The sequence below is a fragment of the Streptomyces sp. NPDC001222 genome (genome assembly GCF_042896945.1).
Classification (GTDB): Bacteria; Actinomycetota; Actinomycetes; order Streptomycetales; family Streptomycetaceae; genus Streptomyces; species Streptomyces gibsoniae.
Map to the genome: position 1 here is coordinate 1 of NZ_JBIAXT010000034.1, position 13,845 is coordinate 13,845.

A 13,845-nucleotide genomic window follows, 5' to 3' on the forward strand; every position below is an offset into this window, starting at 1 on the left:
GCGCAGCGCGCTGTCCGCCGAGATCCCCCTCGCCGTGATCTTCGACAACCCCACCATCCAGACCATGGCCATCGCCATCGAGAACATCCTGCTCGCACGAGACGCGGCCGGGGAGGGGAGGCGCTCATGACCATGAGCCCGAGCATCGAACGGAATCTGGGCGGCGAGGGACAGGCGATCACGGAGGGCGCGGTCGCGGATGCCCCGCTGTCGGCGGCACAACGACGGCTGTGGTTCCTCGAACAGCTCCGCCCCGAACTCGTCGAGTACAACATGGCGCAGGTCCTGGAGCTGTCCGGGGCACTCGACGCCGAGGCGCTCGACGCGGCGCTGGCTCTTGTCGTGGACCGCCACAGCATCCTGCGCTCCCGCGTCGTACAGGACACCGACGGCACCCCGCGTCTGCACGTCGAACCGTCGGCCGTGGTCCCCCTCCGGCGCACCGACCTGCGGCATCTCCCCGCCGACGAGGCACACGCCGAAGCGCTGCGGCTGAGCCGCGGCGACACCGAGCGGCCGTTCGACCTGAGCGAGGCCCCCTGGCTGCGCGCACGCCTCGCCGAACTGCCCGGCCGGCGCTACCTGTTCACCGTCGTCGTGCATCACATCGCGGTGGACGCCGCCTCGATGCAGATCCTGTGGTCCGAGCTCTCGCAGGCGTACACCGCCTTCGTGTCGGGAGGCCGTCCCGAACTGCCCGCGCTGCCGATGCAGTTCGCCGACTACGCCTCCTGGGCCGCCCGGCACCTCGACGCCGAGAGCATGGCCGGTGAGCTGAGCCACTGGAAGCGGACGCTGGCCGGTGCCGACGCGACCGAACTTCGTACCGACCACCCGAGGCCGGCGGTCCGCAGCGGCCAGGGGGCGCGACTGTCCCACGTGGTCGACCCGTCGGTCGCCCGCGGGGTCCGTGAACTCGCCCACTCGCACCACACGACGCCGTTCATGGTGCTGTTCGCGGCGTTCGCGGCGCTGGTGTCCCGGCACACGGGCAGCCGGGACGTCACGGTCGGCATCCCGATCTCCGGCCGGATGCGCGAGGAGACGGAGCGGCTGATCGGCTTCTTCGTCAACACCGTGCTGCTGCGCACCGACCTGGGCGGCGACCCGACGTTCACCGAACTGCTCACCCGGGTCCGCGGCACCACGCTGGACGCCTACGAACACCAGGAGCTGCCGTTCGACCTCCTGGTCGACGAACTGCGGCCGGAACGCGATCTGAGCCGCAACCCCCTGTTCCAGCTGATGTTCAACCTGGTCGAGGAGCAGACCTCCCGGCTGGAACTGCCCGGGGTCTCGGTCCGGTCCCTGCCGGTCGAGACGGACACCGCCCGCTTCGACCTCGATATCACCGTGGTCACCCAGGGGGAGCGGATGGAGGTGCTGCTCTCCTACGCCACCGAGATCTTCGAGGCGGAGACAGTCGCCCGGTTCGCCGAACACTATCGGCAGGTCCTCGCCCAGGTGGTGGCGCGACCCGACACCCGGCTGGGCGACCTGGAGGTGCTCACCCCGGGGGAGCGGCAACTGCTCCGCCACGACTGGAACGACAGCGCACAGCCGGAACCGGATCGCTTCGTCCACGAACTCGTCGACGAGCACGCCGAGCGCACCCCCGACGCGATCGCCCTGGTCGGAGCCGACGGGGAACAGGTGACCTACGCCCAGCTCGCGGAGCGGTCCGCCGCACTCGCGGCCACGCTGCGCGCGGCAGGCGCGGGACAGCAGGCGCCCGTGGGCGTACTCATCGAGCGGTCCCCGGAGACGGTGGTGGCCCTGCTCGCGATCCTCAAGGCGGGCGCGGCCTATCTGCCCCTCGAACCGACCTATCCGCGTGACCGGCTCCAGTTCATGCTGGCCGACAGCGGAGCCGGGCTTCTGCTGACCCGGCCGACACTCGCGGCCTCGCTCGGGCTCGGTGCGGGCCTTCGCGTCATCGACGTGGGCGAGCCGCCGTCCGCCGCTCCGGCGCGGGAGGCACCCGCTTCGGGGCGGGTCGACCGGGACGACCTCGCGTACGTCATCTACACCTCGGGCTCGACCGGGCGCCCCAAGGGGGTCATGGTCACCCACCGCGGATTGGCGAACTTCGCCCAGGACATGGTCCGCAACCTCGGACTGTCCGGCCGGGACGTGCTCTGCACGGTCACCACGATCGCTTTCGACGCCTCCGTGCTGGAGCTGTTCGTCCCCCTCAGCTGCGGTGCTCGCCTGGTGATCGTCGACCGCGCGACCGCGTCGGACGGGGCGGGCCTGGCGCGGCTGCTCGCGGCACAGGATGCGACGGTGCTCGCGGCGACCCCCGCCACCTGGCATCTGCTGTTGCTCAGCGGCTGGGAAGGCGCCGGCCTCCAGGCCGTCTCCGGCGGCGAGGCGATGTCCACGCAGCTGGCCGCCGAGCTGGCACCGAAGGTGTCCCGGCTGTGGAACCTCTACGGCCCGACCGAGACCACCGTCTACTCGACGCTGCACCAGGTCACCCCTGACAACCCGGCGGGTTCGGTGCCCATCGGCCGGCCGCTCGCCAACACCCGGCTGTACGTGGTCGACGACCAGCTGCGGCTGGTACCGGTCGGCGCGGTCGGTGAACTGCTCATCGGCGGCGCGGGCCTCACCCGCGGCTACGCGGGCCGGCCCGGGCTCACCGCCGAGCGGTTCGTACCGGATCCGTTCGGTACCGGCGAGCGGCTCTACCGGACCGGCGACCTCGCACGTTGGCGCCCCGACGGGACGCTGGAGTACATCGGCCGTGAGGACACCCAGGTGAAGATCCGGGGCTACCGGATCGAGCTGGGCGAGATCGAGTCGGTGCTCCAGCGGTACCCGGCAGTGGCCCGCGCCGCGGTGACCACCGCCGGGGACGGGATGGGCCGCCGGATCGTCGGCTACGTATCCTGGCGCGACCGGCCCGACGAGGCAGGTCTGCGCAGCTTCGTACAGGACCGCCTGCCGCAGTACATGGCCCCGGCCGCTCTCGTCGGCCTGGCCGAGATGCCGATGACGCCGAACGGCAAGGTGGACCGCAAGCGGCTGCCCGAGCCCGACCGGTCGGGAGACACGGCACCGGTCAATCCCCGGGACGTTCTCGAACTGCGGGTGACCTCGATCTGCGAACGGGTTCTCGGCCGCACGCCCGTGGGCGTCCGGGACGACTTCTTCGCCGCCGGCGGCAACTCGCTCACCGCCTTCGAACTGGTCGAGGCGGTACGGCGGGAGCTGGGCGTGAGCGTGCCCCTCAGCACGTTCTTCCGGGAACCGACGATCGAGGGACTCTGCTCGGCGCTGCCGGACGTGTCCGCCGTCGCCGACCAGCTGCTCGTGCCGCTCGCGACCGGCCCCGACCGCTCCGGCCCCCCGCTGTTCCTGGTCCACCCGCACGGCGGCGGCGTCAGCTCCTATGTGAGCCTCGGCCGGGAGCTGGACGGCGAACTGACCGTCCACGGTATCGAGGCGGTCGGCTACAACACCGACACGGACCCCTTGAACACGGTCGAGGACATTGCCGAGCGCTACCTCCGCGACATCCGGACCGTCGCCCCGGAGGGTCCCCGCCTGCTGGCCGGCTGGTCCTTCGGTGGTGTCGTCGCCTACGAGATGGCGGTCCGGCTCGAACGGGTCGGCCGGCCCGTCGAGGCGCTGATTCTGCTGGACTCGCCGGTCCCGGGCTCGGCGGACCTCGTAGGCGACGAGGACGTGCTGTCCCGGTTCGGGGCCGACGCGGGACTCGCGGCGGAGGAGATGGAGTCGCTCGACGACGAGCAGCTCATCGCCGCACTGGTCCGTCAGTCGCACCAGGCGGGCAGACTGCCCGGCCGCGTCGAGTCGACGGCGGTGCGCCGCATGGTGGCCGTGGCCCGGGCGAACGCCGTCGCGGCCGGCCGCTACCGGCCCGGGGCGACGATCGGCGCGGACGTTCACCTGCTGACCGTCTCCGAGAGCCATCCGACGCTGAAGAGCCCCGACGTCGACCCGGTCGCCTGGCAGGCGCTCACCCATGGCCATGTCCACCGGGTGCCGGTGCCCGGCAACCACCACGACATGGTGCACCCGCCCCACGTCGGCGAACTGGCGGCCCGCATCGCCGAGATCGCCCGGTCCCTCCACGGCACCGCGACGACCGGGAACCCCCGATGAGCGCCGCCACGCACGTCCAGGAGGTACGCGCCCGGCAGCACCGCCGCGCGGTCGGCGACCTCGACCCCACGACCCGCACCACCGAGGAGGCGTAGGTGGAGATCGGCCTGAAGAGTCAGGACCTCCTGGCATCACCGGGCAGCCACGAGCGGACACCGCCGGAACAGGCACCCGGAGCACTCGAACACGGCACGCTCCTGGGCACGGGCACCGCCCCCAGCCACCATGGCGAGCTGCTGCAAGGTGTGTTCGAGGACGACGGCAGACTGCGCCGCGGTCTGGTCACCCTGCCCTGTGCCCTGTTCGCCAGCAACGCCACGGTACGGCTGAGCCCTTGGGAACCCGAGCTGACCGTCACGCCCTCCTGGAAGACCAAGGCGCTGAACGCGGCCCGTAGCACCCTGGACGTCCTCGGCATGAGCGCCTACGGCGGACAACTGGAACTGCGCGGCGACGTCGCCGTCGGCCGCGGGCTCGGCTCGTCGACCAGCGATGTGACGGCGGCGATCCTCGCCGTGCTCAACGCGGCCGGCCGGCATCTCCCGCCGGAGACGATCGCCCGGATCGCGGTCGGCGCCGAGGCCGCCACCGATCCGCTGATCTACTCCGATCGCATGCTGCTGTTCGCGCAGCGAGAGGGCGCGGTGATCGAGGACTTCCACCGGCCCGCACTGCCGATGGAGGTGCTCGGCTTCTCCTCCGTCGACAAGGAGATCGACACACTGGCCCTGCCCCCCGCGCGGTACAACGCCTGGGAGATCGAGTGCTTCCGTGCGCTGCGCGGCCTGATGCGGCGCGCGGTCGGCCGGGGCGACATCACCGAGCTGGGACGCATCGCCACGGCGAGCGCCCGTGTCAACCAGCGTTTCCTGCCCGTGCCGCACTTCCACCGCCTGCTGGAGATCGCCGAGGAGACGGAGGCACTGGGGATGCAGGTGGCGCACAGCGGCTCGGTGGCGGGCCTGCTCTTCGACCCCTACCGACCCCGGCTCGAAGGGCAGTTGGCCCTCGCCGCCCGTCGGCTTGCCGAACTGCGATTGACGAACCATTGGCGCTACACCGCCGGGAGCGACAGCCATGTCACTTACGCACGCGAGTCGTAAACCCTTCACCAGCGTGGTCGACGGCCACGTCCTGCCCAAGGTCATCCGCCTTGAGGACGACCTGTACGCGGCCGCCTTCCATCTGATGAAGCTGCTGCCCGCTCACTTCATTCTCCGCAGCGCGGCCGAGACGGGTGCCCTGGCCCCGGACGCCACGGTCGTGGAGACGACCTCCGGCACCTTCGGGCTCGGGCTCGCCATGGTGTGCCGGCTCAAGGACATCCCGTTGATCCTCGTCGGCGACCCGGCGATCGACCCGCCGCTGCGCCGCCGGCTCCAGGCCCTGGGCGCCCGCGTGAGCATCGTGTCCGGCCCGGAACTGCACGCCAAGGGTGTGCAGCAGGCACGCCTCGACCGGGTGGCCCGTATCCAGTCCCGGTTGGACTCGTACTTCACCCCCGGGCAGTACGACAACCCGCTCAACCCGGTCTCGTACGGCGCGGTCGCCGAACTGCTGCTGGAGAGCCTGGGCAGCCTCGACGCCCTCGTCTGCCCGGTGGGTTCCGGTGGCTCCTCGTCCGGAATCGGATCGTTCCTGCGCGCCCTGAACCCGCGGATGAGGCTCATCGGAGTGGACACGCCGGGCAGCGTGCTCTTCGGCGCGCCCGCCGGCCCCCGGCAACTGCGGGGCCTCGGGAACGGACTGGTTCCCCCAGTGCTGGACCACACACTGTTCGACGAGGTGCACTGGCTGGACGCACCCGTCGCGTTCGCGGCGACCCGGCGACTGCACTCCGACCACTGCCTCTACATGGGTCCGACGAGCGGCGCCGCACACCATGTCGCACGGTGGTACGCCCGACGCCATCCCGGCCTCAGGGTCGTGGCCCTGTTCCCCGACGAGGGCCACCGCTACACGAGCACCGTCTACAACGACGCGTGGATGCGCCGCAACGACCTGCTCACCCCCTCGATCCCCGACGGCCCGCGCACCCTGGACCATCCCGCCCAGGTGGCCGGCTCCTGGTCGCGGTTCGCCTGGGACAGGCGGCCGCGCGAGGACGTCGTCGCCCTGATGGACGGAGCCACGCCATGACCCAGGAACTCCTCCTCCTCGTGGAGAGCAACACCACGGGCACCGGACGGCTGTTCCCACAGGCCGCCCGCGCCCTCGGACTGCACCCCGTCCTGCTGGCGTCCGACTCGGCCCGCTACTCCTGGGCCGGCGACGTCGAAGTCGTCCACGCCGAGACGGACAGTACCGAGGCCGTGGTGGACGCCTCCCGGTGCCTGGCGGCCACCCGGCCGATCGCGGGCATCACCACCAGCTCCGACCACTTCGTCGGGACCGCCGCCGCCGCGGCCTCCGCGCTGGGCCTGCCGGCCCACGCACCGGAGGCGATCGCCGCGGTCCGCGACAAGGGAGTCCAGCGACGTCTGCTCGCCGAACAAGGCGTGCGGGTACCACGGTTCACCGTGGCCGGCAGCGTGGACGAGGCTCTGGAGGCGGCCGAGTCGATCGGATACCCGGTCGTCGTCAAGCCGGTCACCGGCAGCGGAAGTCTGGGCGTGCGACTGTGCGCGGAGCCCGCGGAGACCTCCCGGCATGCGGCCCTGGTGCTGGCGCGCGGGCACAACGAGCGGGGCGTTCCCGTGCCGCGCCGCCTGACCGTCGAGGAGTTCATGACCGGCGAGGAGTACTCGGCCGAGGTCCTGAACGGCAGCGTGGTCGGCGTGACGCACAAGCATCTGGGGGCGCTGCCCCTGTTCGTGGAGACCGGGCACGACTTTCCGGCGCGGCTCGCGCCCGCCGTGCACGACGCGCTGTCAGGGGCCGCCGAGGCCGCGGTCCGGGCGCTCGGCCTCACCCTCGGCCCGGCCCATGTGGAACTGCGGGTCGACCGTGACGGGCCCGTCCTCATCGAGGTGAACCCCAGACTGGCCGGTGGTTGGATCCCGAGGCTCGTGCACGAGGCGACCGGGATCGATCTGATCCTGGATACGGTCAAGGCGTTCTGCGGCCGGGCGTCGACGCTCGACGCGACCGCCCGCGGCGGGGCCGCGATCCGCTTCGTGCTCGCCCCGGACAACGGAGTGCTCTCCCACCTCGACGGCGTGATCGAGGCGCGCACGGTGCCGGGCGTGACCGATGTCGAGATCTACCGGGAGCCGGGCGCCGACATCACCGTCGCCGGTGACTTCCGGGACAGGATCGGCCATGTGCTGGCCCGCGCCGACTCCCCGGCCGCGGCCGCCGCGGCCGCGACCGAGGGCGTGGGCCTGATCCGTCCGGTGCTGGTCACCGGGATGGAGGTGCCGGCATGACGAACTCCGGACGTCTGCGGTCGGCGGCCTCGCCCGAGATACGGCAGATGCTGCTGGAACGCCGTGACCCGCCGCGACCCGCCTGGAAAGCGGAACTCGACCGCATCTCGCACGTCGACCTCGCTCATGTCGTCATGCTGAGCGAGCGCGGCATCACGGACGAGGAGACGGCATCGGCCCTGCTCTCGGCGATCCGGGACCTGCGCGAGAAGGACTACGAGCCGCTCGAGACCCGCCCCACCCCACGTGGCCTCTACCTCGCGTACGAGGGCTATCTGATCGAGACACTCGGCGACGAGGTCGGCGGCGTACTGCAGACCGGACGCTCCCGCAACGATCTCGGCGTCACCTGCCTGCACCTGGCGCTGCGCGAGCCCTTCCGCCGCCTGTCCGCCGAACTGAGCGGCCTGGGCACCGTGCTGACCGAGCAGGCAGGGCGGTACCGCGAGGTACTGATGCCCGCCTACACGCACTTCCAGGCCGCCGTGCCCATCACCTACGGTCACTACCTGCTGGGACTGGCCCAGGCCCTGGAACGTGACGCCGCAGCGCTGGCGCAGGCGGGCCGGACGCTCGACCGGTGCCCCCTCGGAGCGGGCTCCATCGGCGGGACCACCGTTGCGATCGACCCCTCCCGTACGGCCGAACTCCTCGGCTTCGGCGAACCGGTACACAACTCGGTCGACGCGATCGCCACCCGCGACACCGCGCTACGGCTGCTGTCCGCCGCGGCGGTGCTGGGGGTCACGCTCGACCGTGCGGCCCTCGATCTGCTGATGTGGTCCAGCGCCGAGTTCGGCCTGGTGACCATCCCCGACGGGCTGGTCGGGTCGAGCTCGATGATGCCGCAGAAGCGCAACGCGTTCGTACTGGAGCATGTGCAGGGCAAGTCCGCCGCCGCGCTCGGCGGATTCATGGCGGCGGCGAGTGCGATGCGGGGGACACCCTTCACGAACTCCATCGCCGTCGGAACCGAGGCCATGAGCCATGTCAGGCCGGCCCTGGACGCGACGATCGACGCGGTACGGATCCTTCGGCTGGCCCATGAGGGAGCGGAACCCGTCCCGGAGGCGATGGCGGCGCGGGCCACGGAGGGACTGACCGACGCGACCGCGACGGCGGAGTGGCTGGTTCGGCGCGGCGTGCCGTTCCGACGCGCCCACCACCAGGTGGGGGAGGCCGCCCTGGCCGTGGTGGAGGGCCGGGCCGGCTCGCTGTGGTCGGCCCTGGCCGACCAGGGGCACGTTCCGGCCGAGTCGCGGCAGGAGGTGCGCCCCGAGACCGTGTGGCGGGCCGCGGAGTTCGGTGGCGGCCCGGGCCTGCCCGCCTTCGAGCGGTGCGTGGAACCCCTCGTATCACGGTGGCAGGAGCACGGCAGGAGGCTCACCGGATGGACCACCCGCTGGCGGGACGCGGACGAGCGACTGCGCGATGCGGTCACAGCGCTCACGAGCCGGGCCGGCGCGGATGCCGTGCCCACTTCACGAGAGGAGAACACCCATGGCTAGCACCGGTCCCTCGGACGTGGTGGAGCTGCGCAGCGACACGTTCACCCTGCCGACGCCGGAGATGATTCAGGCGATGACGACCGCGGCACTCGGCGACGACGTGTACGGCGAGGACCCCACGGCGCGGGAACTGGAGCTGCTCGCGGCGTCGTTGCTCGGCAAGGAGGACGCCTGCTTCATGCCCAGCGGCACCATGGGCAACCTCGCCGCCCTTCTCGCCCACTGCCCGCGCGGCACCAAGGCCCTGGCCGGCGCCGAGTCTGACATCTACATCTACGAGGCGGGCGGTGCCTCCTACTGCGGAGGCGTGATCGTCGAACCCGTGGCCAACGCCGCCGACGGAACGATGGCACTCGCCGACATCGAGGCGGCCTTTCCCGCGGATCCCGACGACCCGCAGTTCGCGCTGCCCGCCCTCCTGTGCCTGGAGAACCCGCAGAACCGCACCGGGGGACGGGTGCTGCCGCTGGAGTACCTCGCCGAGGTCGCCGCGCTGGCACGGTCCCGCGGTGTGGCGGTCCATCTCGACGGCGCGCGGATCTTCAACGCCGCGCTCGTCACGGGAGTACCGGTGCGCGTCATCGCCGCGCACGCGGACTCGGTGCAGTTCTGCCTGTCCAAGGGGCTGTCCGCGCCGGTGGGGTCCATCGTCGCCGGCAGCGCCGACTTCATCACCTCCGTGCGCCGCATCCGCAAGATGCTCGGCGGCGGTATGCGCCAAGTGGGGGTGCTGGCCGCCGCGGGGCTCGTCGCCCTGCGGGAGATGACGGTCCGGCTGGAGGACGACCACCGCACCGCCCGGCGGCTCGCCGAAGGGCTCACCGCGCTTCCCGGGGTCACGGCGGAGCCCGTCGAGACGAACATGGTCTTCTTCCGGGTCGAGAACCCCGGCCTGTCGCAGGCGGAGTTCATGAAGCTCGCCTGGGCCGAGGGCATCCACCTCGCCGAGCTCGGCCGCGGCCGGATCCGCGCGGTCACCCATGCCGGGGTGAGCGAGGCGGACATCGACCGGGCGCTGGCCGTCTTCCGGCGGATCCTCGCCCCGGCCCCCCTGGTCGCCGCCTCGCACCAGTCCTGATCCACCGTTCCACACGTTCCGTCCGCAGTGACCATCCCCATCGAATGGAGAACCGACATGCAGCAGCTCACCCGTCAGTGGCTCGTCGTCGTCAACGAGGAGGAGCAGTACTCGGTCTGGTCGGCCGACCGTGACGTCCCGCAGGGCTGGCGCGCCGTCGGCGTGACCGGCTCGAAGGAGGAGTGCCTCGACCACATCGAGCGGACCTGGACCGACATGCGGCCCCTGAGCCTGCGGCGCGCCATGGCGGAGCGCGGCGTCGCGGCCTGACAGCTCACGCAGGGGTGCGTCCCGTACCGGTGTTCCAGTACGGGACGCACCCCTGCGTGTGGCCGAGAGGCGCCAGGGGGTGTCTGACAATTCGCGCCGGATCAGCGCGCGGCGTCTGGCGGGAATTTTCAGACACCCCCATGAGCCTTCTTGGGCCTGTCGTCAAACTCCCGCCTGCCCTGCGACGCCATGCACGCGCGCTCCCCCACGCTCGGCTTCGCTCGCGCGGGCGGTGCCTCCACCGCCGCACCGGGCGAAACCCCACGTACATCCAGTACGAGGGCTTCCGCCCGGGACTCCCCCAGGCTCTTCGAGCAGGGGGTGCCCCCAGAGCACGCACCTGACGCCGCAGGGCCGCCCTTCGGGCGACGACGCGAGCTTGACGACAGCCCCTAGGCGTCGCCGACGGCGACCGCACGGCCGCGGTTGTCCGCGTGCGAACGGTGCACCACGAGGGGGTGCAGCTTCCGGGACAGGTGACGCTGGCCGGTGGCCGGTAATGAGGGGCCGTGCAGGTGCCGTACCTGGTGCAGAACGGAGAAGCGGGGTTCCGTACCGTCGTGGTGCTCGGTTCGGACCAGGCCGTACGTCACTAGGGTGAAGACGATCGCGGCGGCTTCGGCGTCCGACGTCCCCGCCGCACGTGCCGCCTCCGCGATCGACCAACTCGTCCGGCTCCGGGCCGTGGTCGCGAGGAGGGACCCGGCGGGCCGCGGCAGCCGGTCGAGCGTCTGACGGAGCCGGGAGGCGGGGTCGGGCGGATGGGAGCCCGCCGTCGGGGGCGCGGTGAGACTGAACGGATCACGGCTGACCTCGGCCAGCAGCTGTTCCGGGGAGCGGACCAGGCACCAGTCCCCGGCGAACTCCAGGGCCCGGGGGAGACCGTCGAGCCGGCGGCACAGCTCCGCGACGATCGCGGAGTTGGAGCCGTCCAGGCCGAACGCCGGCTGGTGGCAGTGGATCTGGGCGCAGAGCAACCGGACGGAGGCGACCTCGGCGAGTCTCTCCGGGAGGCGGTCCATCGCCCGGTCGGGCACGGCCAGGGGGGACAGCGGCAGCACCTGCTCGCCCGGGATGCCGCACGGCCCGGGCGCCGTGAGCAGGATCTGCGGTCTGAGTGGATGTTGCAGGAGAGATGCGATCCGGCCGAGGCCCGGACGCGAGAGGTCGGCGTCGTCCAGTACCAGGAGCACCCGAGGTGCCGACGGGTCCTGTGCGAGGTCGTCGAGGAGGGCCGTATCGCCCCGCGACAGCCACCGCACCGTGACCGCGCCGACGGTGGGCTGGAAGCGGGCGGCCTCGGCGGCCAGGCGGGACTTGCCGACTCCAGGCACGCCGACCACGCTGACGAGCCGACGCCCCGGCATGTGCAGCAGCCTTGTCAGGGAGCAGAGTTCGGCCTCTCTCCCGACCAGGAAGTTGGGCGTGTTCCACGGAGTTGTGAAGCCGTCGTCGTCCCCCATGCCCGTGGTGGCGAACCGTGCGGCCAGCGCCGCCTCGATCAGCGCGTCCCGCTCGGTCGTGCGCAGGCCGAGACCGTCCGCGAGCAGCCGGACGGTCTCCGGCCGGGGAGAGGAGACCTTGCCCAGCTCCAGATTCCTTATGGCACGGACGCTCACGGTGGCCAGATCAGCGAGATGACGCTGGGTGAGACCTGCCCGTCGACGATGATTTCTGAGAAGGAGACCGAAGTCCCGGTGCGTTCGACTGTCGCTCATGATCTCTCTCGGAAAAGGATCGCGTGGCATGCCTGTCAACAAGTCCCATAAGGGGCTTGACATCGTTGCCAAGGCTCATCACACCCAACGCGGCTACGGTGTCCGGCGGGATACGCGACGCGTTCGACGGCCACTGGTGGATTGTCAACCTGACTACAGTGACTCAAATATTGACTAGCTTGTCAAGTCGCGTCGGAGGCGCTCATCTTGCCCGCGGTCGTGTGGAAGGGGGGCGACGGCGGATGCCGTCGCCCCCCTTGTGTGCGCGCCGAGGATCAGCAGCAGAGCGGCAGGTCAGGGCCCTGCCCATGCATCGATCTAAGAGCCTGAGGGGCCGCGTCGTAGGCGAGCTGAACCGTTCCCGTCGAGGTGTGCCCCGACAGTATTTCGTGTGCCGCCGCTTCCCCGGGTACGGAGAGACATAACAGCACCGTAGTGACGAGCGCGAAGCATCGCGTGCGCACCTGTTTCATGAAGTTTCTCTCCTGAAGGATTTCTCTGTCGCGGCAGAGGGAGTCGCTTCCAAGCCAACCCGTCCTTTTTGCGGTCGACTTGGGTGCCGCAGGAAAGATTGACAGGCCATGACTGACGCAGTCAATGCCGACACGACGGATGCCGTATGTCTTCGGTGCTGGACCGTATGCCATTCGCCCGTTATGTCCCTGGGGTGCAAATGCCCGTGCAGGGGACAAAAGGTCCTGGAGAGATGTTTCCGTGCCCGATGAGGAGGGCCACCCAGGTCAGAGGTGTGACAGGTAGTCAAGACCTCTACGCGCGAAAGCGCCTCGGGGCGCACAGGCGTGCACCCCGAGGCGCTTTCGCGCGCCGCCCCTGAGGGCGAGTGTCAGTGGGAGCTGAGCAGTCCCTCGCGCAGCCGGGCCAGCATGCGGGACAGCAGTCGCGAGACATGCATCTGGGAGACCCCGAGGCGCTCGCCGATCTGGGCCTGGGTGAGTTCCTCGACGAACCGCATATGGATGATCTGCCGGTCACGCTCGTCCAGCTCGGCGATCATCGGAGCCAGTGCGTGGAAGTCCTCCACCAACTCCAGTGCTGCGTCCTCGGTGCCGATGAAGTCCGCCAGCGCGGTCTCGCCGTCCTCGTCGGTGCTGATCGCGGCGTCAAGGGAGGAGGAGTTGTACCCGTTGGAGGCCAGCCTCGCCTCGGTGACCTCCTCCTCCGAGAGGCACATCAGCTCCGCCAGCTCCTTCGTGGTCGGGACACGGCCCAGTCGGCTGCGCAGCTCCTCCGTCGCCTTCGCCAGTTGTACCCGCGCCTCCTGGAGCCGGCGCGGTACATGCACGGCCCAGGAGGTGTCGCGGAAGAACCGCTTGATCTCGCCGACGATGTACGGCACGGCGAACGAGGTGAACTCCACCTCGCGCGAGAGCTCGAACCGGTCGATGGCCTTGATGAGGCCGATCATGCCGACCTGGACGATGTCCTCCATCTCCTCCGGTCCCCGGCTGCGGAACCGGGCGGCCGCGAACCGGACCAGGGACATGTTCATCTCGATCAGGGTGTTGCGTGCGTACTGGTACTCGGGCGTGCCCTCGTCCAGCGAGCTCAGTTGGTCGAAGAACAGCTTCGACAGCTCGCGGGCGTCCCGCGGGGCAACCCGCGACGGGTCGGCGACCTCCGGCAGTGCAGCTGTGCCCGCCTCCGCCGCTGTCGTCATCGCCGACATCATGTTCCCTCCCGGATCGACTACGTGCGTGTGAGCCCGTTTCGGGCTGACGACACTCCGCCTGCCCCGAGGCCGGGAGGGT

General features: G+C 70.8%; 9 protein-coding genes. 7 read left to right on the forward strand and 2 right to left on the reverse strand.

Annotated elements, in window-relative coordinates; translation table 11 throughout:
- Positions 1-126 precede the first annotated feature (126 nt).
- The 7 genes from ACFY2Z_RS33265 (at position 127) to ACFY2Z_RS33295 (ending at position 10,358) form a co-directional block, all read left to right on the forward strand.
- Entirely contained in the window at positions 127-4,134 is a 4,008-nt protein-coding gene (locus ACFY2Z_RS33265; RefSeq protein ID WP_390747774.1) for an amino acid adenylation domain-containing protein, read from the forward strand.
- A 95-nt stretch (positions 4,135-4,229) separates the two neighbouring features.
- A complete protein-coding gene (locus ACFY2Z_RS33270) occupies positions 4,230-5,237 on the forward strand; it encodes a GHMP kinase (protein ID WP_390747775.1) in 1,008 nt (335 codons plus the stop codon).
- Positions 5,212-6,273: a pyridoxal-phosphate dependent enzyme gene (locus tag ACFY2Z_RS33275; protein WP_390747776.1), complete on the forward strand. Its 1,062-nt coding sequence runs from the start codon at positions 5,212-5,214 to the stop codon at positions 6,271-6,273. The genes ACFY2Z_RS33270 and ACFY2Z_RS33275 overlap by 26 nt, the downstream gene beginning before the upstream one ends.
- Positions 6,270-7,502 (forward strand): ATP-grasp domain-containing protein, encoded by a 1,233-nt coding sequence (locus ACFY2Z_RS33280; protein WP_390747777.1) that lies wholly within the window; start codon positions 6,270-6,272, stop codon positions 7,500-7,502. The genes ACFY2Z_RS33275 and ACFY2Z_RS33280 overlap by 4 nt, the downstream gene beginning before the upstream one ends.
- Positions 7,499-9,010 (forward strand): argininosuccinate lyase, encoded by a 1,512-nt coding sequence (gene argH, locus ACFY2Z_RS33285; RefSeq protein WP_390747778.1) that lies wholly within the window; start codon positions 7,499-7,501, stop codon positions 9,008-9,010. Before ACFY2Z_RS33280 ends, argH begins: the two co-directional genes overlap by 4 nt.
- The gene (locus ACFY2Z_RS33290; RefSeq protein ID WP_390747779.1) at positions 9,003-10,088 is read left to right on the forward strand and encodes a GntG family PLP-dependent aldolase; all 1,086 of its coding nucleotides are present in this window, start codon (positions 9,003-9,005) and stop codon (positions 10,086-10,088) included. The genes argH and ACFY2Z_RS33290 overlap by 8 nt, the downstream gene beginning before the upstream one ends.
- Before the next feature lie 57 nt (positions 10,089-10,145).
- Entirely contained in the window at positions 10,146-10,358 is a 213-nt protein-coding gene (locus ACFY2Z_RS33295) for an MbtH family protein (protein WP_390747780.1), read from the forward strand.
- 392 nt (positions 10,359-10,750) lie between these two features.
- Here the strand turns inward: ACFY2Z_RS33295 and ACFY2Z_RS33300 are convergent, their stop codons facing one another.
- Positions 10,751-12,106, reverse strand: a complete 1,356-nt coding sequence (locus ACFY2Z_RS33300; RefSeq protein ID WP_390747781.1) for a helix-turn-helix domain-containing protein — start codon at positions 12,104-12,106, stop codon at positions 10,751-10,753.
- Between the two features lie 814 nt (positions 12,107-12,920).
- Complete coding sequence (locus ACFY2Z_RS33305; RefSeq protein WP_390747841.1) at positions 12,921-13,763, reverse strand: RNA polymerase sigma factor SigF; 843 nt, start codon at positions 13,761-13,763, stop codon at positions 12,921-12,923.
- Positions 13,764-13,845: the final 82 nt, after the last annotated feature.